20 protein-coding genes and 5 pseudogenes are annotated in these 20,478 nt (G+C 67.8%); 8 read left to right on the top strand and 17 right to left on the bottom strand.

The window, feature by feature from the left end; all coding sequences use genetic code 11:
* Positions 1-28: 28 nt before the first annotated feature.
* Positions 29-466 carry a hypothetical protein gene (locus ACZ7M3_RS34390; protein WP_472068479.1) on the bottom strand — a complete coding sequence of 146 codons (438 nt, stop codon included), beginning with the start codon at positions 464-466 and terminating at the stop codon, positions 29-31.
* A 189-nt stretch (positions 467-655) separates the two neighbouring features.
* On the opposite strand from ACZ7M3_RS34390, the pseudogene ACZ7M3_RS34385 reads away from it, so the two are divergent.
* Both ACZ7M3_RS34385 and ACZ7M3_RS34380 read left to right on the top strand, forming a co-directional pair.
* A pseudogene (locus ACZ7M3_RS34385) lies at positions 656-844 on the top strand (IS5/IS1182 family transposase); the annotation flags it as partial.
* Between the two features lie 54 nt (positions 845-898).
* Positions 899-1,921 (top strand): hypothetical protein, encoded by a 1,023-nt coding sequence (locus ACZ7M3_RS34380; protein ID WP_472068477.1) that lies wholly within the window; start codon positions 899-901, stop codon positions 1,919-1,921.
* Between the two features lie 77 nt (positions 1,922-1,998).
* On the opposite strand, the gene ACZ7M3_RS34375 is transcribed toward ACZ7M3_RS34380, so the two are convergent.
* The 6 genes and pseudogenes from ACZ7M3_RS34375 to ACZ7M3_RS34350 form a co-directional block, all read right to left on the bottom strand.
* Positions 1,999-2,346: a hypothetical protein gene (locus ACZ7M3_RS34375; RefSeq protein WP_472068475.1), complete on the bottom strand. Its 348-nt coding sequence runs from the start codon at positions 2,344-2,346 to the stop codon at positions 1,999-2,001.
* A gap of 455 nt (positions 2,347-2,801) precedes the next feature.
* On the bottom strand, positions 2,802-2,957 hold the full coding sequence (locus ACZ7M3_RS34370; RefSeq protein ID WP_355311219.1) for a hypothetical protein: 156 nt from the start codon (positions 2,955-2,957) through the stop codon (positions 2,802-2,804).
* A gap of 43 nt (positions 2,958-3,000) precedes the next feature.
* Positions 3,001-3,339, bottom strand: a complete 339-nt coding sequence (locus ACZ7M3_RS34365) for a cupin domain-containing protein (protein WP_472068473.1) — start codon at positions 3,337-3,339, stop codon at positions 3,001-3,003.
* A gap of 38 nt (positions 3,340-3,377) precedes the next feature.
* Positions 3,378-3,935 (bottom strand): annotated as a pseudogene (locus ACZ7M3_RS34360) (transposase); the annotation flags it as partial.
* A gap of 39 nt (positions 3,936-3,974) precedes the next feature.
* Positions 3,975-4,457 carry a reverse transcriptase domain-containing protein gene (locus ACZ7M3_RS34355; RefSeq protein ID WP_472068471.1) on the bottom strand — a complete coding sequence of 161 codons (483 nt, stop codon included), beginning with the start codon at positions 4,455-4,457 and terminating at the stop codon, positions 3,975-3,977.
* Between the two features lie 29 nt (positions 4,458-4,486).
* The gene (locus ACZ7M3_RS34350; protein WP_472068469.1) at positions 4,487-4,717 is read right to left on the bottom strand and encodes a reverse transcriptase domain-containing protein; all 231 of its coding nucleotides are present in this window, start codon (positions 4,715-4,717) and stop codon (positions 4,487-4,489) included.
* Positions 4,718-4,802: 85 nt separating this feature from the next.
* Between ACZ7M3_RS34350 and ACZ7M3_RS34345 the strand changes: the two genes are divergently transcribed.
* Positions 4,803-5,180: a hypothetical protein gene (locus ACZ7M3_RS34345; protein ID WP_472068467.1), complete on the top strand. Its 378-nt coding sequence runs from the start codon at positions 4,803-4,805 to the stop codon at positions 5,178-5,180.
* Between the two features lie 45 nt (positions 5,181-5,225).
* On the opposite strand, the pseudogene ACZ7M3_RS34340 reads toward ACZ7M3_RS34345, so the two are convergent.
* Positions 5,226-5,489, bottom strand: a pseudogene (locus tag ACZ7M3_RS34340) (IS5/IS1182 family transposase); the annotation flags it as partial.
* 32 nt (positions 5,490-5,521) lie between these two features.
* Positions 5,522-5,704, bottom strand: a complete 183-nt coding sequence (locus tag ACZ7M3_RS34335) for a hypothetical protein (RefSeq protein ID WP_472068465.1) — start codon at positions 5,702-5,704, stop codon at positions 5,522-5,524.
* Between the two features lie 846 nt (positions 5,705-6,550).
* Between ACZ7M3_RS34335 and ACZ7M3_RS34330 the strand changes: the two genes are divergently transcribed.
* The gene (locus tag ACZ7M3_RS34330) at positions 6,551-7,756 is read left to right on the top strand and encodes an epoxide hydrolase family protein (protein ID WP_472068463.1); all 1,206 of its coding nucleotides are present in this window, start codon (positions 6,551-6,553) and stop codon (positions 7,754-7,756) included.
* A gap of 966 nt (positions 7,757-8,722) precedes the next feature.
* Positions 8,723-11,431, top strand: coding sequence for a SpoIIE family protein phosphatase (locus ACZ7M3_RS34325; RefSeq protein ID WP_472068461.1), 2,709 nt, complete (start codon positions 8,723-8,725; stop codon positions 11,429-11,431).
* Positions 11,432-11,640: 209 nt separating this feature from the next.
* On the opposite strand, the gene gap is transcribed toward ACZ7M3_RS34325, so the two are convergent.
* Positions 11,641-12,639 (bottom strand): type I glyceraldehyde-3-phosphate dehydrogenase, encoded by a 999-nt coding sequence (gap, locus tag ACZ7M3_RS34320; RefSeq protein WP_472068459.1) that lies wholly within the window; start codon positions 12,637-12,639, stop codon positions 11,641-11,643.
* A 110-nt stretch (positions 12,640-12,749) separates the two neighbouring features.
* A complete protein-coding gene (locus tag ACZ7M3_RS34315; protein ID WP_472068457.1) occupies positions 12,750-13,706 on the bottom strand; it encodes a GlxA family transcriptional regulator in 957 nt (318 codons plus the stop codon).
* 744 nt (positions 13,707-14,450) lie between these two features.
* Here ACZ7M3_RS34315 and ACZ7M3_RS34310 point away from each other — a divergent pair.
* Complete coding sequence (locus ACZ7M3_RS34310) at positions 14,451-14,768, top strand: hypothetical protein (protein WP_472068455.1); 318 nt, start codon at positions 14,451-14,453, stop codon at positions 14,766-14,768.
* A 61-nt stretch (positions 14,769-14,829) separates the two neighbouring features.
* On the opposite strand, the gene ACZ7M3_RS34305 is transcribed toward ACZ7M3_RS34310, so the two are convergent.
* The 3 genes from ACZ7M3_RS34305 to ACZ7M3_RS34295 form a co-directional block, all read right to left on the bottom strand.
* Positions 14,830-15,021 (bottom strand): hypothetical protein, encoded by a 192-nt coding sequence (locus tag ACZ7M3_RS34305; RefSeq protein ID WP_472068453.1) that lies wholly within the window; start codon positions 15,019-15,021, stop codon positions 14,830-14,832.
* Positions 15,022-15,091: 70 nt separating this feature from the next.
* Entirely contained in the window at positions 15,092-15,463 is a 372-nt protein-coding gene (locus ACZ7M3_RS34300) for a toxin Doc (protein WP_472068451.1), read from the bottom strand.
* Positions 15,464-15,465: 2 nt separating this feature from the next.
* Positions 15,466-15,717: a YlcI/YnfO family protein gene (locus ACZ7M3_RS34295; RefSeq protein WP_067383353.1), complete on the bottom strand. Its 252-nt coding sequence runs from the start codon at positions 15,715-15,717 to the stop codon at positions 15,466-15,468.
* A gap of 252 nt (positions 15,718-15,969) precedes the next feature.
* Here ACZ7M3_RS34295 and ACZ7M3_RS34290 point away from each other — a divergent pair.
* Positions 15,970-16,266: pseudogene (locus ACZ7M3_RS34290) on the top strand (transposase family protein); the annotation flags it as partial.
* A gap of 211 nt (positions 16,267-16,477) precedes the next feature.
* Positions 16,478-17,026, top strand: a complete 549-nt coding sequence (locus ACZ7M3_RS34285; RefSeq protein ID WP_472068449.1) for a DUF1062 domain-containing protein — start codon at positions 16,478-16,480, stop codon at positions 17,024-17,026.
* A 396-nt stretch (positions 17,027-17,422) separates the two neighbouring features.
* Here the strand turns inward: ACZ7M3_RS34285 and ACZ7M3_RS34280 are convergent.
* From ACZ7M3_RS34280 to ACZ7M3_RS34270, 3 genes and pseudogenes are all read right to left on the bottom strand, one after another.
* A pseudogene (locus tag ACZ7M3_RS34280) lies at positions 17,423-18,256 on the bottom strand (IS5 family transposase).
* A gap of 292 nt (positions 18,257-18,548) precedes the next feature.
* On the bottom strand, positions 18,549-18,791 hold the full coding sequence (locus ACZ7M3_RS34275) for a hypothetical protein (RefSeq protein WP_472068447.1): 243 nt from the start codon (positions 18,789-18,791) through the stop codon (positions 18,549-18,551).
* 13 nt (positions 18,792-18,804) lie between these two features.
* On the bottom strand, positions 18,805-20,409 hold the full coding sequence (locus ACZ7M3_RS34270; RefSeq protein WP_472068445.1) for a GMC family oxidoreductase: 1,605 nt from the start codon (positions 20,407-20,409) through the stop codon (positions 18,805-18,807).
* Positions 20,410-20,478 lie beyond the last annotated feature (69 nt).

Raw genomic sequence — 20,478 nt, 5'->3', positions numbered from 1 at the left:
AAGTTGGCTGTATCCAACCGAGTACCGTTCAGTTCGTTCCCTGATGGGCGAGGAGTTCAGCGATGCGCTTCGCCGTCTTCTCTCCAGCCCGCTGCTTGATGAGGCCCTCCTTGGCTGCACCACGGACGGACACAGCGGTGCGCTCCGGCCCATCGCCGGTCAGACCGACGGTGATCAGAACTGGATTCATGTTCCCGAGCCCGCCGCCAACCATCGCCCTGAGAACTCGCGCCCCCGCGAGTTGGGTGCCTGGCGCCTCCAGCATGCGTCCGACCTGAGCAAGGATGCCCTCAGCATGTTTGGTGGCGGCCTCCACCGACATGGCCAGCGCCAGGTCCGTCTCGTACACGTTCTTCTTCAAGCGCTTCGCCGCAAACGTCGCCCCGCGTCGGCCGCCAGGCCCGCTGCCGCTGGCCCCCAGCGCGCCAAGCGCAGCCGTCAGAATCTGGTCCTCATCGTCGATCACGACCGCAGCATACTGGCCGGAAACGAGCGCTCGGATTGCCCCCTGGAGTCGCCGGGCCGTAGCCACCGTCCGCCCCCGCCTGAGGGCCTTTCGCCCGAACCCCGGCGGCACAGCCGGTCGGTGTGCCGGCCGACCGTGATCGTTCCCACCGACAGCCGCTGTACCGATGTTCGTTCCCTGAGAGCTCTCACGACAGGTTGCACGTGGCGGCAACTGCCCCCGGTCTTCGGGCCGTCCGGGCCGACCGCGCACCGACGGTTCACCGAGCGGAGCCAAGCCCGGGTACGGGGCAAGCTCCACCGCCTGGTCCTGGACGAGCTCGGCGCTCGCGGCATTCTGGACTGGTCGCGGTGCGCGATCGACTCGGTGAACACGCGGCAACACCCTATATTCGTGGCATGAGTTGGCGTCGACAGAGCGGGGTTGGACAACGTGAGTCACGTCGAAGCGGGTTATCCCGAGCGGCAGCTCGACGATGCTGTCGAGAAGCTGCACAGCGGGCAGGGCGCGTCGGCTCTGGTGAGTGCCGAGAACGGGCTTCAGGCCTGGCTGGAGCGATTCGAGGACGATGACCCGTTCACGGTGGACATGGCGAGGGCACTCTCACAGCACGCTGAGGTGCTGCACCGCTGGGGCGATCCCGACCTCGCGGTGGCTGCCGCGGACCTGGCGATCCGCACCTTCCTCAACCGGCGTGACGAGATCAACCGAACTGCCGCAGCACGCAGAAGGTACGTACCCGCCTTCATGAAGGCCGGACTGATCGCCGCAGACATCCACCAACGGTTCGGCCGGTCCAGTATCGCAGCGAGCGCCCGAGGCCTGGTCCAGGATGCCCGCCCCATGGTGTCGTCCCTCAAGATCGAGGCACCTGTGCCGCTGCTGGCCGACATGACGCTGGCCCAGGCGCTGAAGCAGGTCACACCGGCAGGTGATGAACGGGCGGCCGCGTTGAGCCGGGAGTTCGCCGGTGCGGTGACCGCCCCGGCCACCGACTGTTCCCTTGTCACGTCGTCCCTACGGTGCACGAGCGCCGACGCCCCCATGGTCGCCGGCATGTTCGCCGCCGCCGCAACGGCGACATCGGATCGCGAGCCGGCCGCGAGCCTGCGGCTGGGGCTGGAAGCCCACGTTCTCTACGCGCATCAGTCCGAACGGCAGACGCCCGAACTGCGCTACAACATGGCCGAGCACGGGCCGTCCTGGGCGCGTGTCCTCCTCACCTGCTCCCAGATCTGCGCGCACCACGGCCTGCGTGCGCTCACGCTCGACCTCGCCGCCTGGATGGCCGGTACTGTGGCCGCGCTGACCCCGTTCGCGGTGATCGACCTGGAAACCCGCTCGGTGGCGCACACTTGTATCTCCTGGCACGCCGAGCTGATGACGGCCACCGGCGACACAGCGGGCGCGGCCGATGCCCGCGAGGCGTTGAGAAACCTCGACGCGATGCCCTGAACGGCGCCTTGACGAGACATCGTTGAAGGCCGCGCCGGTCCTTTCGGCGGCAGACGCCCACACCCGCCGGTATCGCGTCACGCTGGGCACATGACCCGCTGCCCGCCCACGGCGATCTGATCCAGACCAAGGTGAGGCCGGTGAGCGCGCCGGTGGTCCGCGACCCCGAACTCGCCCTGCAGGTTCTGGTGGATGACCGCACCTTCGACAAGGGCGGCATGCTCATCGAACAGGTCCGCGAAGAACTGGGGAACGGACTCGGGACATGTCCGCACGGTGACCACCACCGACAGCGGCTCCTGACCCAGCCGGCCTTCCACGCCCAGCGCATGCCCTCCTACGTCGAGAACATTTCCGCCCATCTCACTCAGCAGCGCCCCCACCTCGTCCGACACCGCGTAACCCCCGCGGGCATCGGCCTGCATCTGCCCCGTCCCTTGGCCTGCTCCAGCCGACGCCGCACCGTATGCGCGGCAGCCAGTTCGGCAACTTCCTGGGTATCGTCCTGCTTCCTTCTCCGAACTATGCATGTGGCCGAAGTGGCCCACCCTGAGGCATCCTCTCGGCCCTTCCCGCCGCCGCGCAGCACTCGCACCGCCGGCAGACGGTCGGACCGGGCCGCCTCCTGCACCGCTTCCTCGCCTTCCACCAGCCCGCCCCGGGAAATGGCAGGTCGGCAGAGCCGACCTGCAGATCACCGCCCCGCCCAAGACCTCACGGTGCCCACCGGCACCACGTCGGTGGGCACCGTGACGTCTTGGACACCGTCGAGGCCGTCGAGCTGGTGGCCGTCCTCAGCCGGTTCGAGCACCGCGACCAGCTCGTCGACGATGAACGCGCGCTCCGCAGGGTGCGGGAGAGCCCCTTCGTCCCTCCGGGGTCAGACGCGGAAGAACGCCGCCGCGGCCACGCCCGCGCAGGCCGCGACGACGTACAGCTCCATCGCCTCAGTCATGTACCCGAGGACGAAGACGATGGTGGCCGCGACGAACACCACCGTCCCGGCCACCGCGAGGCCCACCGCGCCGACCTTCACCTAGAAACGGGCGACGCGCACGTGCCGGAACTCGGCCCACGCTCTACGGCCGGTAGCGGATCTCCAACATCACGCAGCCTCCGGTTGTCCGGTACGGGCCGTGTTCCATGCCCGGGGGCCGGGCGGCGAAGTCTCCCGGGCAGAAGGTCTGATCCAAGGTCAGGTCATGCAGTTCGCCTTCGAGCAGATAGACCTCCTCGACCCACTCGTGCCGGATCACGCCGGAGAGCGAGGTGTCGAGGCCGGGCTCCCAGCGCACCAGCCGGGTCAGTACCTCCGGATCAGCCTCGTCCCTGCTCAGAATCCTCTCGGCGGTCCCGGGCTGCGGCCCGGAGCGCCACTGCAGGGCGTCCGGTGAAAAGAATTCCCGCTCGTTCTTCATGACAGTGACCTTCTGTAAGCAGTGAGGAGTAGCACCTACTACTGACCTCTCCGCTGAGTTGTCGCGTCTAACGTGAGTCCGGTTTCGGCGAGGGATCCGTCAATGAGATGACTGCGTCGTCGGATGCGGCGCATGCCGCTGCGGACGGCTTGGACAAGGTGCTCGCGGTCGGTGAAGACGACGTGGGCGGTAGTGGTGCACCGGAGCAGCGACCAGATGCCCGCAACCGGATTCAGGTCCGGCGCGAAGGTGGGCAGTTGGGCGATGGCAAGCCAGTTGTGCTCGGCCGCGTGCTGCCGTAATCGGCTGCAGCGATGAACATTCGGATTGTCCCAGACGACCACGACGGGGCCGCCGAGCCGGAGGTGAGCCCGGACGAGAAGGTCGCGGTAGTCCTGCCGGACAAAGCCCCGGTGCTCGCCTCGGTGATCGCCCCGGGTGCGAGGGCGGTAGATCCGTCGGCTGCGTTCGCCGGCCTTGACACAGGTCAGCGCGGCCATCGCGATGCGGCCGCGGGAGGAGCGTCCGAACCGGACCACGGGTGTGCCGCACTTCGATGCCCAGGTGCGCGCTCGGTGCGACGTCATCGAGACGGCGGCTTCATCGCTGCGTAGGCCCGGGGCGCGGTGCTGGGATTACTCACGGACCGTTTCCCCAGACCTCTCGCCGAACCCGTCGTGCCCATTACTAGGCAACGGGCTCTCCACGGTCTCTGCCGTCAGGTGGTCGCAGGGGCCCAGGGGGTCTGCGGACGTCCGACCCAGCCTGCTGCAGGTGCGCTTAGGTGTGGACGTACCACTTGTTCGTGCAAGAACCCTGGCGAACTCTTCGTGCAGTGCCTCGGTGTCCTGCCTGGTCCCGTCGACCAGGACGACGAAGTCGTCCGCGTAGCGGACCAGCCGCCACGACGGCAGACGGGCGGCGCGGCGTCGGCCCCGCCGGTAGTCGGTGGACATCTCTCCGCCTGCTTCCCACGCCCGGTGGAGGTGCTCATCGAGCACCAACAGGGCGATGTTGGCCGGCAGCGGGGAGAGAATCCCCCCGTGCGGCGTGCCAGTGAAGGTGTCCCGATGGTCACCGAGCACCGTCAGGAGACCGGCCTTCAAAAACGCCTTCACCGGCGCCAGGACCTACTTGTCCTTGATCCTCATCCGGACCCGGTCGTCAGCGCGGCGTGGTCGATCTCGTCGAAACACGCCGCGATGTCCGCGTCCAGCGCCCAGCGATAGCCGTGGGTGCCATAGAAATGGATCTCGGCAATCGCGTCCTGCGCCCGCCGCTTGGGCCGAAACCCGTAAGAGACCGGCTTGAAGCCGGACTCGAAGATAGGTTCCAGCACCAGCTTCAGCGCGGCCTGGACAACCCGGTCGGCGATCACGGCGCTCCCGCACCGGCAGAGGCCGGAAGGAGTTCGTGGGAAGACTCAACACGACGAACGACGTCCAACCCAGCGGGGAGTACCTGTGACCCGACACGAAACCGCCTGCGCCCTCGGCGCCACCGTCCTCACATCCGCCGGCACCGCCACCGCCTTCCACCACCTGTGGTGGGAGACCAGCGTGTTCTGGGCTCTCGCGCTCTTCCTGGCCGAAGGCGCGATCCGGAAAAGCCGCGAACGCCATGACCGGAAACGCCGAGCCCGCACCGAGACGGAACGTGCCGAGCTGGCCGCCCGCGGCCCCGCACCGCTCCCGGTCCCCTGCTGCCAGATCTGGAAGTCCTCCGAAGGTGCCGTACACGGGGCCGACTGCACCCGGCCCCCGGCCGCGCGCACCACACTCCGCGACGCGGAGCAGCGCATCCTCAACCAGCTCGACGACGACACCCGGGACACTGCGTGACCGGCCCATCGTCCACGCCCCGAGGCGAACACACTCTCGTCCCGGATGCTCGCGCGTGGGGACCAAGGTGCCGTCCACGATGAGCACGGTGTCCTTCGCGAGCCGGCGCAGCGTCAAGTTGGTGCGCCGGTAGGCCGCGACCAGCAGGACGCGGTCCTCCAGGGGCAGGGTCCGTGGCCGGCCTCGGCGGACCGTGTCCGCTCCCTCGCGGCGCAGGGCGGTCACCGGCTTGCCGAAGCAGCGCGGGCTCAGCCTGGTGAACGGGCCTGTCCAGGACGGCTGTGACGCCGTATCACACCAGCCACGCATGGATCATTTCACCGTGGCTGGGGCCAGGCCCCTCATCCAGCCTCTCGTCCGCCGGCCAGGCGGCGGCGCCACCAGAGGTCGGAACACCATTGCCGATGAGCGGCGAACGGATCCGGCAGCGTGCGCTCGACGTACCTGGCGTCCAGGGTGCGCACTCGGCGTTCCAACTCGACGTGGGCCCAGGCGGGCAACTGCCGCAGGACCTCACCAAGCACGTCGCGAGCGTGCCGCACGTCGTCGAAGGAACAGCCGCGGCACGAACACTCCGCATCCTGCGGATAGAGGGGTCGTCGGCCGGCTGGTTGCAGAAACGCTCGATACCGCCGCAGCGCACGGTCGGTGGCGCCGGGGTAGACGTAGTAGTCGTCCGAGAGCCTCTCTACTCGCCCTATCACGATGCTGGTTCGGGCAGAGAGACCGTGGATCCGGGCCGGAGGCAAGCCCCACGCGACACGGAGAGACTGTTCAGCGCGCAGCGCGCCGGGCCGCTTACGCGGCATCGGCCTTTCGGTACATGGACATGAGCATCATCATGCCAGCATCTACGGTCCGACGGCGGCCAGGAAGCCGCAAAATCTGCCTCCAGCGGGGCAGCCACCTCCCGTGCACCTTCGACTGCCCGAGTGCCGAGCCTGCCGTGACCGACGGAGCCATGCTCCTATGTGGCATCCAAGATCCCAGGTACGCGGGTGCATCGTCGGTGTCACTCGTTCGAGTTGCATGCTCACAGGGCGAAAGGTTAGCGTTACGGACAGTAATAGGCCTGTCGCGTGGCATGAGCGCCTGAGTGCCATGCGACTCCACGCCCGTTCGGTACGCCTGCGGTGCAGCCTCGGTGTGCGCACGATTCCTGTCCGCGCCGGCGAGTGGAAGTCCCGTCGAGGAAGCGCTCCTTCGGCACACTCCGCGACTTCGGACGCATGAATTCAGGGAGATCCGTCATGCCCGATTTTTTCCGTTCGTATTCCCGTCGGAAATTCATCTCCACATCGGCGACCGTCGCGAGCATGGCGGCAACAGGGGCTTTCGGTCTGCGAGCCTGGGGGGAATCCGGAAATCCGGTGTCGGCAAGCGAGAGGCAAAGCATCCGCCCGTTCCGCGTGCATATTCCGGAGCAGGATCTGACTGATCTGCGTCGACGCATCAAGGCGACACGATGGCCCGATCGGGAAACCGTCCGCGATCAGTCCCAGGGTGTCCAGCTGGCCACGATGAAGGAACTCACCCGCTACTGGGGAACGACGTACAACTGGCGGAAAATCGAGGAGACACTCAACTCTCTGCCGATGTACATAACAGAGATCGACGGACTCGACATACAGTTCATCCACGTCCGCTCCCGCCACGCGGATGCCTTGCCGATCATCTTGACCCATGGCTGGCCCGGCTCCATTCTGGAGTTCTTGAAGGTCATCGGGCCGCTCAGCAACCCCACGGCCCACGGGGGCCGCGCCGAGGACGCCTTTCACCTCGTCATACCGTCGATGCCGGGCTATGGCTTCTCGGAACGGCCGACGACCACCGGGTGGAACCCCGACCGCATCGCTCGCGCCTGGGCCATTCTGATGAAGCGTCTGGGGTACGAGCACTACGTTTCCCAGGGCGGGGACTGGGGTGCCGTGATCTCGGACAAGATGGCCGTACAGAAGCCCCCCGGGCTGCTCGGAATCCATGTCAACTTCCCGGCCACCGTGCCGCCCGACATCGCGAAGAAGCTCGCCTGCGGTGACCCCGTACCCGCCGGTCTGAGCCCCGACGAGAAGGCCGCCTACAACCAGCTGGCCGCCTTCTACAAGACTGGATCGGGCTACTCGGCCATGATGGTCACCCGTCCGCAGACCGAGGGATACGGACTGACGGACTCGCCCGCCGGACTGGCCGCCTGGATGTACGACAAGTTCGCGGCCTGGACCTACAGCGGCGGCCACCCCGAGCGCGTACTCACCAAGGACGAGATGCTCAACGACATCACCCTGTACTGGGTGACGAACACCGCGGTCTCCTCGTCACGTCTTTACTGGGAGAACAACGCCAACAACTTCAACGCCGTGTCGGTGTCCATCCCGGCCGCCATCACGGTGTTCCCCGGCGAGATCTACCAGGCCCCGCGCAGCTGGGCGTCACGCGCTTACCACGACCTCTTCTACTACCACAAGGCCCGTAGCGGCGGCCACTTCGCGGCCTGGGAGGTCCCGGGCATCTTCACAGACGAACTCCGGGCCGCATTCTCGTCACTGCGCAACTCCCAGCGAAGAGCAGGAAAGTAGGCCTTCGACAGAAATCGCCCTTCGACGAGCGGTCGACGAGCGGTCGACGAACACTGAGCGGCTCGAAGACGGTCAGCCGATCGGCCTCGCTGTCGACACCCGACGCGGAACCCCCTCGACCGCGCGGCCCCACCGAGACGCCGGCCCCGACCGCACCCACGGCAAAGGGGCCCGAGCGCCTCCCCGAGGCACAGTGGCTGCATCAAGCCGCAGTGGGCTCGCGCGCGGCGAGCTGCCACCACTCCCGGCGGCGACTGCGGACGGCTGCTGGTCGTTGTCACCGACGGACCGGCCGACAACCTTCTGACGCCGCAGCTGGTCACCACCTTGGCGAAGCCCCACTGTCACTCACATCCGGACAGGATTTCCGCCTCCTGTCTACGAGGACCCGCGCAGTTCTGACCCCCGGGCCAGCATGGGCCGGCCCGTAGTCGTCAGGTCCGGCGGCGGAACAAGCCGCGGAGCCTGCCTGGCTCCTGAGCGTCGTCCAGGTTCCGCCTCCGCCTGTGCAGCCGCGGCCGCACGGGCGGCTTCGTCGGCGGCTTCACATCGTGAGGGTGCCGGTGGGGGGAGGTTTCTCCCCCCACCGGCGGGGAGGTTTCCCCCCACCGGCGCCAGGCTCTATCCGCGGGTGCCCCATATGAGGCTGCTCATGACGCCGTGACCGCGCGGCGTTCGCCACGGTGCGGAAGACAAGGCCATGTGCCCGGCATCGTTCGCGCTGGAGGACTCGGAATGGCCATTGTGGCGACGCCGTGCGCTCCTGGCGCAAGCCGGCCGCCTCGGCCGGTCCCGAGGGCATCGCCCACGGGATCGTCCGCTTCGTCGCGCAGGTCCTCAGCTTGTCTTGTGCCTTCCGGTTGCCCTTCTCACCATGCGTACACATCCGGGCACGCTCCGAATCGTCACCAAGGCCGTATGTCACCTAGGGGTGATATTGAGATATCCGCGATGTTATATGGGCATATGCATCACCTGATCGGGCGTATGCGGTCCTGGCGTGGGCTGCCCACGGTCGCAGGCCAGGTCTTCCTTCTGCAGGCTGTTTTGATCCTGGCCCTTGCGGCAGCGGCGGTCGCCGCCCTGATGCTCCAGTACCGGGGCGCCGCCGAGCGCGAGGCCCGCAACCGGTCACTGGCCGTTGCCTCGGCAGTCGCCGCCTCCCCCGCCGTGCGACAGGCGTTGTCCAGCGCGAATCCGACCGCCGTGCTTCAGCCGCAGGCCGAAGAAACCCGCCGACGCACCGCCGTGGACTTCGTCGTCGTGATGAGTCCGACGGGCATCCGCTACACCCATCCGAACCCCACGCAGATCGGCCGACGGTACATCGGCGGCATCGCGGCAGCGCAGCGCGGCGGGATCGTCACCGAAACGACTGCCGGGACGCTGGGCCCCTCGGTCCGCACCGTCGTTCCCGTCACCACAGGTGACGGGAGGGTCATCGGTCTCGTCTCCGCGGGCATCACGGTCAAGCAGGTGAGCATGGCGGCCGAGCGACAGGTGCCACTCGTCCTGGCCGCGACCGGAGTGGTGCTCTCGGCGGCCACCGGCGGAACAGCACTGATCAGCAGGCGCCTGCGCCGTCAGACGCACGGCCTCGGCCCGACCCAGATGACCCGTATGTACGAGCACCACGATGCTGTTCTGCACTCGGTACGGGAAGGTGTTCTGATCGTCGATTCCCAGGGCCGTCTGTTGCTGGCCAATGACGAAGCACGGCGCCTACTCGGGCTGAGGGTCGACGGGGACGGGCGGCGCGTCACGGATCTGGGACTCGAACCGAAGGCCGAGCAGCTTCTCCTGTCGGGCAGGGCGACCACGGACGAGGTCATCGAGGTGGGCGACCGACTCCTGGCCGTCAGCCAACGCCCCATGGCGCAGCAGCCCGGGCTGGGAGGCTGGGTCGCCACGCTGCGCGACACGACCGAACTCAGCGCCCTGATGGGCCGGGTGGAAGTAGTCCAGGAACGGCTCACACTGCTGTACGACGCCGGTATACGCATCGGCACCACGCTCGACGTGACCCACACGGCTCAGGAACTGGCGGCGTTCGCCGTGCCCAGGTTCGCCGACTACGCCACCGTCGACCTGGTCGATGCCGTGCTGCGCGGCGACGAACCGAACCCATCGCGTGCATCGGAACTACGTCGTGTCGCCATGGACGGCATACGCAAGGATGCGCCGCTCTACCCTCCCGGTGGGCTCATCCATTCCGACCCGTCAACACCACAGGCAACCGGCTTCGGTTCCGGGCAGATCGTGCTGGAGGCCGACCTGGCGGCCTTCTCCGGCTGGCAGGCGCAGGAACCCGACCGGGCTCGCAGACTGGTGGCATACGGGATCCACTCCATGATCGCTGCTCCCCTGCGTGCCCGCGGGGTGATTCTCGGCGTGGCGACGTTCTGGCGTTCGAAGGAGCCGACACCGTTCTCTCAGGAAGACCTCTCGCTCGCAGAGGAACTGGTCGCCCGCGCGGCGGTGAGCATCGAGAACGCCCGTCGCTTCACCCGCGAGCACACCACGGCGGTCACGCTGCAACGCAGCCTTCTGCCGCACGCTCTCCCCGAGCAGAGCGCGGTCGACGTGGCCCACCGCTATCTTCCGGCAGAGGCAGGACTCGGTGGTGTCGGCGGTGACTGGTTCGACGTCATACCCCTCCCCGGAGCCCGCGTCGCCATCGTGGTGGGCGACGTTGTGGGGCACGGACTGCACGCCGCCGCCACCATGGGACAGTTGCGCACCGCCGTCCACAACTTCTCCACGCTCGACCTGCCACCCGACGAACTGCTCTGTCACCTGGACGAACTTGTCACCCGCATCGACCAGGACCGGGACGGCGACGGTGAGACACCGACACTCACGGGCGCCACCTGCCTGTACGCGATCTACGACCCGATCACCCGTCTCTGCACCATGGCCAGGGCGGGACACCTGGAACCCATCATCGTGCGCCCGGACGGGCATGCGGACCTGCCCGGCGTACCGGCCGGCCCGCCGTTGGGTCTGGGAGGACTGCCCTACGAGAGGACAGAGATACTGCTGCCCGAGGGCACCGCCATCCTCCTCTACACCGACGGCCTGATCGAAGACCGGCAGCGTGACATCGATCAAGGCATCGAGCTCCTGCGCCGTGCTGTCGCACACGCCGGGCAAACGCCGGACCAGGTGTGCCGGGCAGCGATGGACGCCATGGTCCCCGTAACGCCACGCGACGACGTAGCCCTGCTCGTCGCCGGCACTCGGCTGCTCGACGGCAATCGCACCGCGTCCTGGGACGTACCGTCCGACCCCTCGGCCGTTGCCGTCGTGCGTGCTGCCGCCACCCGGCTCCTGGGCGACTGGGGTATGGAAGAGGAAGCGTTCACCCTGGAGTTGATCCTCAGCGAGCTGGTCACCAATGCCATCCGGCACGCAACCGGCCCCATCGGTGTGCGCTTGATCCGCGACCGTAGCCTCATCTGCGAGGTCTCCGACGGCAGCAGCGTCTCTCCGCACCTGCGCCGAGCCACCACCATGGACGAAGGCGGCCGGGGCCTCTTCCTGGTAGCCCAGTTCGCCGACCGCTGGGGTACTCGCTACACATCCGACGGAAAGGTCATCTGGACGGAACAGCTGCTCTCCGCAAGGGACCAGCCCACCGAACAAGCCCCGCCCGACGCCTCACCGCCCGCCTGATCCAGCCCCGCCTTGCGGCTGCCCGCGACCTCCCCGGCGTCCGGCAGCTCCTCGATTCGCCCGGCCAGCAACTTGCGTTGATCAAATACCTCATCGTCAGCCCCGGCAGAGAGGCGACGAGGCCGACTGGACTCACGGGATGCGATGACGACCACTAGCCAGTGGCATGGGCGCCGTCATCGCATCCCGTGAGTCCGGACCCGCTCGGGTCAGCGGGTGGCGAGGAGCTCGAGTGTGTCGATCACGCGGTTCGAGAAGCCCCACTCGTTGTCGTACCAGGCGACGACCTTCACGTGCCGGCCGTCGACCCGGGTGAGGGCCGAGTCGAAGATCGACGAGGCCGGATTGCCCGTGATGTCGGAGGACACGAGCGGGAAGTCCGAGTACTCGAGGATGCCGGCGAGCGGCCCATCCGCCGCGGCGCGGTACGCGGTCAGCACGTCGTCGCGCGTCACGTCACGCGTGACGGTCGTATTGAGCTCGACGATCGAGCCCACCGGAACCGGCACACGGATCGAGTCGCCCGACAGTTTGCCGGCCAGGTTCGGCAGCACGAGGCCGATCGCCTTGGCGGCACCCGTCGTGGTCGGCACGATGTTGACGGCGGCAGCTCGGGCGCGACGGGCGTCGCGGTGCGGACCATCCAGCAGGTTCTGCTCCTGCGTGTACGCGTGCACCGTCGTCATGAAGCCGTGCTCAATGCCGGCGAGTTCGTCGAGTACCGCGGCCAGCGGTGCGAGCGCGTTGGTCGTGCACGAGGCGTTCGAGACGATCGTGTGCAGGGTCGGGTCATACGTGTCGCTGTTGACCCCGAACGCCAGCGTGACGTCAGCGCCGTCCGACGGCGCACTGACCAGCACCTTGTTCGCGCCCGCATCGAGGTGGGCGCGGGCCGCCTCGGCCGAGGTGAAGCGGCCGGTCACTTCGAGGACGATGTCGACACCGAGTTCGGCCCACGGCAGCTGCGCCGGTTCACGCTCGGCGAGCACCTTGATGCGACGGCCGTCGACGACGAGGGCGTCGCCGTCGACGGTCACGGGGCGACCGAGTCGGCCAGCTGTCGTGTCGTAGGCGAGCAGTCGCGCGAGGGCGGCGGGCTCCGTGAGGTCGTTGACGGCGACGACCTCGAGGATGCTGTTGCGTTCGAGCAGTGCGCGCAGCACATTGCGTCCGATGCGGCCGAATCCGTTGATGGCGATGCGAGTCATAAGTGCTGTCCCTTCGGTTCGCCACCAAGGCTCGCTGGCGGCACCGACCGGTGACAGTGGCGGGATCGCCACGGTTCAAAAGGATCGCGCCAAGGGCGTCGGCGGCGGGGCTACTCTCCCTGGGTGAAGGTGCGCCGGTACTCGCTCGGCGTGGTGCCGAGGATGCGATGGAAGTGCAGTCGCAAATTCGCACCGGTGCCCAGACCGACGTCGGTGGCGATCTGCTCGACGCTGCGCTGCGAACGCTCGAGCAGCTCGCGGGCCATGTCGATGCGGGCTCGCATGACCCACTGCATCGGCGTGTACCCGGTCTCCGCTACGAAGCGCCGCGAGAACGTGCGCGGCGAGACCGCCGCCTGCCGCGCCAGTACCTCGAGGGTGAGGGGCTCGTCGAGCCGGTGCAGCGCCCACTCGCGGGTGTCGGCGAACCGCTCACCGAGCGGCTCAGGCACGCTGCGCGGCACATACTGCGCCTGACCGCCGCTGCGGTAGGGGGCTGCGACCAATCGCCGGGCCGCGTGGTTGGATGCGGCCACCCCGAGGTCGCCGCGCAGAACGTGCAGGCACAGGTCGATGCCCGAGGCGGCGCCGGCCGACGTCAGCACGCTGCCCTCGTCGACGAACAGAACGTTCTCGTCGACCTCGACGAGCGGATGCCTCGCCACCAGCGCCCGTGCGTAGTGCCAGTGCGTCGTGGCACGCCTGCCGTCGAGCAGGCCCGTCGCGGCGAGCGCGAAGGCGCCCGTCGAGATGGCGGCGAGCCGAGCGCCCCGGTCGTGGGCAGTGATCAGCGCGTCGACGACGGCCTGCGGCGGATCGTCACGGTCCGGGAAGCGATAGCCGGGGATGAAGACGATGTCGGCCCACTCAAGTGCGTCAAGGCCGTGGGCGACGTGGTACGAAAGGCCGTCGCCGCCGGTCACGAGACCAGGTGCCGCGCCGCACAGCCGAACCTCGTACGGCATGCTCGCGCGCGTGGTGAACACCTGCGCGGGGATTCCGACATCGAGCGGCTTCGCACCCTCGAGCACAAGAACGGCGACGCGACGCAGGCGGGAGGCTGACACGAAGACAGGGTACGCAGGGGTGGGTCGGAGCATCCGGATGGGTTGGCCGGGCGCGCAGGGTCCCGGCTGGCGCGCAGGGTCATTCGAGCGGACTCGCCTCACGTGCGGGCAGGGCAACCGGTGAACAGACTGGGCCATGCCCGCGCCCGAGGAGCCGCCGCCCAGGTCGGCAACCGAGCCTCCCCCGCGGCCGCCGAAGTCCGGGTTTCTGGACAAGGCGGCATACATTGCGGCGCCCGGGACTGTGGCCATCGGGCTGCTGTACCACTTTGGCAACGTCTACCAGCGCGCGTACGACACCGCACTCGGGGTGATCCCCGAAGATCTTGCAGTTCTCCGTGCAGGCCATGCTGGCCAAGAGCCCGGACGCCATCTTCCTGCCGCTGTGGCTCCTGCTCGTGTGCGGGCTGATCGTGCTGCTGGTGCTTGGCTGGGGGGGACAGACGCTCAGCGGGCCACGGCACGCGGCCCGTCGCAGCAAGGTGATCCTCTGGCTGCTGGGCTCGGGCCTTGTCCTGCTGCTGGGCTTCCCGGTCTTCTTCCGGGAGAAGAATCTCCCCACGCTTCCGGGCGGCTGGGCCGCCAAGTTCATGCCTGCGACGCTGGTGGCTCTGGGCGCAACCTTGGCCTTCTTCGCCGTACAACTGCGTCTCACCCACGACGGAGAGACACACGACCGGCCCGGCCGCACCGGGGACCGGCTATGGCAGTCGGGGGGGAGCCCTGCTCCTCGGGCTACTGACGATGACGCTCTTCTTCACCATGGCCCGCTACGCGTCGATGGCGGGCGTGAGCAACGCCGTCGCGGCCGCCCAGGTCCACTATCGGAAGAGTCAGCACGTAATAGTCCACTCACGTGTGATCCTCCAGCATCACGCGCAGGACATCAGGTACAAGGACCTGGGCGACGGAGCCGGTCCGTACCGCTACCAGTACACCGGCTTCCGCCTGATCGCGAAGTCGCCGAGCCGCTACTACCTGGTCTCCAAGACCGCGGACTACAAAAGCACCAAGGTCGTGGTCCTCCCCGACGACGACACCGTGCGGGTGGAGCTGAGCTAGGGGCTAGGAGTGTCGTCCGGGCCGTGCGTCACCGACCTGACCCGGCAAAGCGCCCGACGGGTCAGGAGACTCCGCTCCCGGTCGGTGTGGGTGTGTCCGTGACGTCGGGAGTCGGCGTCGACTCCGTGCCGGCGGCAGTGGGCGAGGCGGGCTCGCTGGTCGGCTCCTCGGTCGTGGCCGTCGTCGGCTTGGACGCTTCCTCCGCCTCCCCGGAGACGGGCACGGTGAGCGTCGTTCCTTGGGAGGTCACCATCACTCTCCGATGCCCAAAACCTCACCATGCAGGACACCGCGCTGCACCAGGCGCTGCATGGGGGGTGAGATCAAATCCGCCAGGAGCGGATGCGGTCGGCTGCGTCGTATCCGTCGACGCGGCCGGCATCGATGTCGCGGGCGAGGTCGATCAGCGCACCGTACGGCGGGTCCACAGCCTCGCCCGCGGCGCACATGTACGCCGTGACGATCGCGGCACCGTACAAGGCGTTGCGGGCCGGCAAGGGGCGCAGCCGGATGATCGCGTGCATCAGAGCCGCCGCCCGCCAGGCGCTGTCGACGGCGACGCCGACCTGGGGGGTGTTGACCCGGTGGCGCGCGACGGCGGCCACGAGGTTGGAGAAGTCGTGAACCGAGGGCTGCTTGGGCAGCACTTCCGACTGGCGCTCCAGCAGCCAGCGGATGTCGATATGGAGCTCCATGGTCAGGCAGCAGCCCGTCCAGAGGCGTCCAGCCGGGCGGGGGCATCGTCGGGAAACGCCGCGTCGAACGCGGCCGCGTTGTCGGCGACGAACGCACGGAAGACGTCGGCGGCGCTGTCCAGGCGGGGATCGCGGACCGCGTTGTGCGCGGCCTCGGTGATGAGCGCGGTGACCGTGGTGCCCTCGGCTTCGGCCCGCTCCTGCAGCTGCGCGTGGAGCTCTTCAGGGACTCGGATTGTCACTGACTTCGACATGTTCCGACCGTACAGCAAGGCGTACAGCGCGGGGATAGGTACGACGAAACCGAACCCGAACGAGGCGCCTTCCCACCTCGGGCCGGGGCGCCGATGACACAGATGACACCACTGATCAGTGACACAGGTCCACGGATCCAGTGGGACCCAGCTACGTGCGCAGCGCGGTCCACCTGGGAAAACGCCGGACGCTGCACCCAGAGACCAAAGGTCGGACGGCGGCTGGGTCCAGCCGAGCGGGTCAGGCCGAGAGCCGTGATCACACCAGGGGCAGTGGGGGAAGCACCGCAGCTCATTCCAGGCGTGGAAGACACCGCGTCGCGCGCCTGGGCGGCGGGCACCTCGCACCCGCCCCGACCACCTCGGCGGCGACAAGGAGTACAAATCCCGTCGCAACCGCCGCTACCTGCGCAGACACCACGCCAAGCGCACCATCCCCGAGCCGAGGGACGGAACTTCGAGGCCGTGGCCACGAGGTACGAAAGGCGGGCCTACGTCTTCCACGGCACCGTCACCGTCGCCGTGATCCGGCTCTGGCTTCGTCCGTGATCCGCCGAAGAGAACCGGTCGGTGAGGCGCTCGAAAACCAGTGGAACAGCCCCGCTGTGCGCCATTAGCGTGCTGCCGGACCAAGTCGTCTAGTCAAGGACGTGCCGTTGTACGCCGTGTGAGACCTCCCGAGCGCTGATTTGTCGCGCGTCGCGCATGTGCGCCGCGCTTCTTTTTGCTGCGGACTTCTCACTGAAACCGGTGTATTTCTGTGCTCGAAAACTGGGTGGTCATGCCCACCTGCCTGCCGCTCGTTCTCCGCCGTTGCCACGCGTGCGCCTCCGAGCGCTTCCGGACCAGCGGTAAATTTCGCGTCAACGCCCACCACAAGCTCATCGACGCCTGGCTCCTCGCGCTCTGCACCGCTTGCGGGGAAACGACAAAGCTCACGGTCCTGGAGCGGATGAATGTGCGCTCCGTACGACCTGAGCTGCTGGACCGGCTGCATGACAACGACCCTGGTCTGGCAGCTGAGTTGCTCCAGGATCCGCTCGTGCGGCGCCGCAACCGCATCGCCCTCGACTGGGACAACGCCTGGCGCCTCGACCCCGGCGGATCGGATTACCTGGACCGCGAGGTGATCGACGTCTCGGTCCGCTTTGCGGCGCGGATCCCTGTCCGGCCGGTGCGACTGATCGCTGAAGGGTGCGGTCTTTCGCGGGCCGAGATCGAGAGACTGATCACGGAGGGGAAACTCGTGTCGGCAGTCCGGCTGAGCGGCAAGCTCTCCGGCGACTTCACCTTCACGCTCAAGCGCTGAGCCGTCCTCGGGACCACGGGCCTGTCCGGCAGGATCCGCCGGACAGGCCCCAACTCACAGCTGCCTTGGGGCGTTTGGAACCGTTTCGGGGGCAGGACTCCGTCCCCGTCGGGTGGCAGTCGTATCTCGCACGGGTCCCGTGGTGCGTTCTCGACGGCATCCGGTCCCGGAAGAGGCGCAAGCCCTGACCGGGGCCTCTTGCTGGACGTTGAACTTGTTGCGGCCGCCCCTGCCGTCGCCGACCAGCGGCGTTGGAAAGCACTTGAACCACTGCAGAGCAGAGCCCCTCCCCAACATCACTACCGCACGCCCGAACCGGCAAAGGAACGCACCTCTGATGACTCCGTCTTCAGGACCGCGACCACCAGGAGCCGCGCTTAGGCAGTTTCGTTTGGATCACCGCGCTGACCAGAGGAAGATGCCCGCGATGTGGAGTCCGGCCAGGTAGAAGGTCGCGGTCTTCTCGTAGCGGGTGGCGATGCCTCGCCAGTGTTTCAAGCGGTTGATGCAGCGTTCGACGGTGTTGCGCTGCTTGTATGTCTCGCGGTCGAAGGCGGGTGGTCTGCCGCCCCGGCTGCCGCGCCGCAGGCGGTGGCCGCGCTGATCGGCCGAGACGGGGATGACCGCGCGGATACCGCGCTTCCGCAGGTGCTCGCGGATCGCGCGGGAGGAGTATGCCTTGTCGGCCAAGTACCACGTCTGGCCTTGTGCGGGGCCGTCCTCGCCGTCGAGGAACGCGAAGGCGGGCCATGACGTGAGCGAAGGCGGGTGCGTCACCGGCCTGTCCGGCGGTGAGCACGAAGGCCAGTGGCCGGCATTGGGCATCGGAGGCCAGGTGGATCTTTGTGGTCAGTCCGCCCCGGGACCGGCCGATAACGTGGTCTGCTGGGGCCCCTTTTTGCGGGCCCCGGCCGCGTGCTGGTGTGCTCGCACGATGGTGGAGTCCACCGAGACAGCCCAGTTGAGGTCGGCGTCGGCGTCGGCCTGTGCGACCAGCGCGGTGAACACCCGCTCCCAGGTGCCGTCGACGGCCCACATCCGCAGCCGGTTGTAGACGCCTCGCCAGTTGCCGTACTTCTCCGGGAGGCGGATCCACTGCGATCCCGTCTGGAACTTCCAGGCGATCGCGTCGATCACCTCTCGGTGATCCCGCCACCGGCCACCCCGCCGCGGTGTCCGATCTGGGCGTAACGGCACGATTCGCGCCCACTGCGCGTCAGTCAACGGCACACACGAACAACGACTGGCGGAGCTGGTTGGAACGGCGCTGCTGTCAGGCGGTGGGCCCAGTGCGGAGTCGCCGCACGTCCCGCACGAGCGTGTACGACGCGCTGAGGAAGATCACGGCTCCAGCCACGAGCCAGAGAACCGAGGCCCCAGAGCGGTGCTCACGAACGGCAAGAACGAACAGCATCACGCTGGCAAGGACGCCGAAGGCCGAGATCAGAGCGCTGATGCAGTTAGTCACATGGACATCATCAACGACAACCTCGGCCAGCGGAAGTGATCCAAACGAACCGGCCTAGTGCTCCTCCTCGCCCTGCCGCTGGGACTCCTCATCACGCATGCGGGCCACGTGGACAACCTCCGCATCTCTGGGCATAGGAGCGCCGGCGCCGACCGCCACGTAGAGATCAGCGTTCTTTCCCAGGCCGGCGCCGATCAGGGCGATGGACGACCGTCCGGATGCCTTGGTCTGCTCCACCGTCCGCTGGAGGCCCTTGATCCGGTCCTTGGGCTCCGTCCGACCGGTGTGGTTCGGCACTTTGACGGCGCCGCTACTCCCCGATCCTCTCGGCCGCCTTTTCGGCGATCATGATCGTGGGTGCGTTGGTGTTGCCGCTGATGACAGTCGGCATGACCGAGGCGTCGACGACACGGAGTCGCTCGACTCCGTAGACCTCCAGGTCCGAATTGACGACGGAGTCGTCTCCGGTTCCCATGGCACAGGTGCCCACTGGGTGATAGGCCGTGGCACTCCACCTGCGGACGTGCTCTTCGAGAGCCGCGTCGTCCATGCCGTCCAGACAGTCCAGGTCGTCACTGGCCGGCAGGTACGCCCGCGCCAGGTGTGCGGCGAACGGTGCGCAGCGGGCGATGCCCATGACCGCTCTGAGTCCGGCGACCATGACCGACACATCCGCGGGTACGTCGAAGTACCGGGGATCGATCAGCGGTGGGGCCTGCGGATCAGCCGACGCGAGACGGACGGTGCCGCGAGTCCGCGGGTTCAGGGGGCAGCAGTTCATCGTGAACACCGGCCGGTCAGGTACTTCCTCACCGCTGAGAATGAGTGCCGTGGCTCCTCCCACCAACTGGACGTCAGGACGGCTGTCGCCGTCCGTGACGTTGAGGAACGCGCCGACCTCGCCGTAGTTGGAGGCGAAGGGCCCGTCGCCGTGGGCGCGCCACCGTTCGAGGTTGTCCGGGGTGAGCAGGTCCCGGACGATGTCAGTGGAGTTGCGGGTGTCCCAGACGACGGGAGTCATCAAATGGTCTTGCAGGTTCCGCCCGACCCCTGGCAGGGGAACGCGGACGTCTATCCCCACATCGTGCAGCTCGTCGGGATCGCCTATGCCCGACAGGAGCAGCAGCTGGGGCGAGTTGATGGATCCGCCGCAGAGCAGGATCTCCCTGTCGGCGTGGGCCGTCCGCTCCTGTCCCTCCCGGAGATAGGTGACGCCGGCCGCGCGTGATCCGTCGAGTGTGATCTTTGTTGCCATGGCGCCGGTGCGTACCGTGAGGTTGGGTCGGTCAAGGGCCGGGCGCAGATAGGCGTCGGCAGCGGACCACCGTCGCCCGTGGTGGCATGTCACCTGGTACAGGCCGGCGCCGGCAGGGGACGTACCCGCGAAGTCGTCGTTGCGGTCCAGTCCCCATTCCACGGCGGCGTCCAGCCAGGACCGTGAGAGCTCGTGGGTGTAGACGCGGTCCTCTACGTGCAGGGGTCCGTCCGAACCGTGGTAGGGCTCGCCGAGGCGGGGGTTCGACTCGGACTTCACGAAATACGGCAGGACGTCGTCGTAGCCCCAGCCTTTCGCCCCGTGCTCGTCACACCAACCGTCGTAGTCGTGCCGGTTGCCCCGGGTGTAGATCATGACGTTGGTGGATGACGAGCCGCCCAGTGTCTTGCCCCGGGGCCAGGAGAAGGTGCGGCCCGGCTGGGACTGCTCGACGGTCCGGTAGCTCCAGTCGGTAGGCGATCCGAAGAGCATTCCGAGCGCGGCCGGGATGTGGATGAGTTCGTCGGTGTCGGGGCCGCCCGCTTCGAGGAGCAGTACGCGGACGCGGTCGTCGCGGCTCAGGCGGTCTGCGAGCACACAACCGGCGCTGCCGGCGCCCACGATGACGTAGTCGAATCCTTCGGTTCCGGTGGAATTCATGCTGGCCTCCTCGCCCGGCGGACGGCCGTCGCCTGCACTCGCCCGAGCCGGGCGACGCATGCCGACCGT

It is taken from the genome of Streptomyces sp. NPDC111656 (assembly GCF_055656965.1).
The sequence above is the reverse complement of the archived record's forward strand: the minus strand, read 5'-3'. Positions and strand labels throughout refer to the sequence as shown.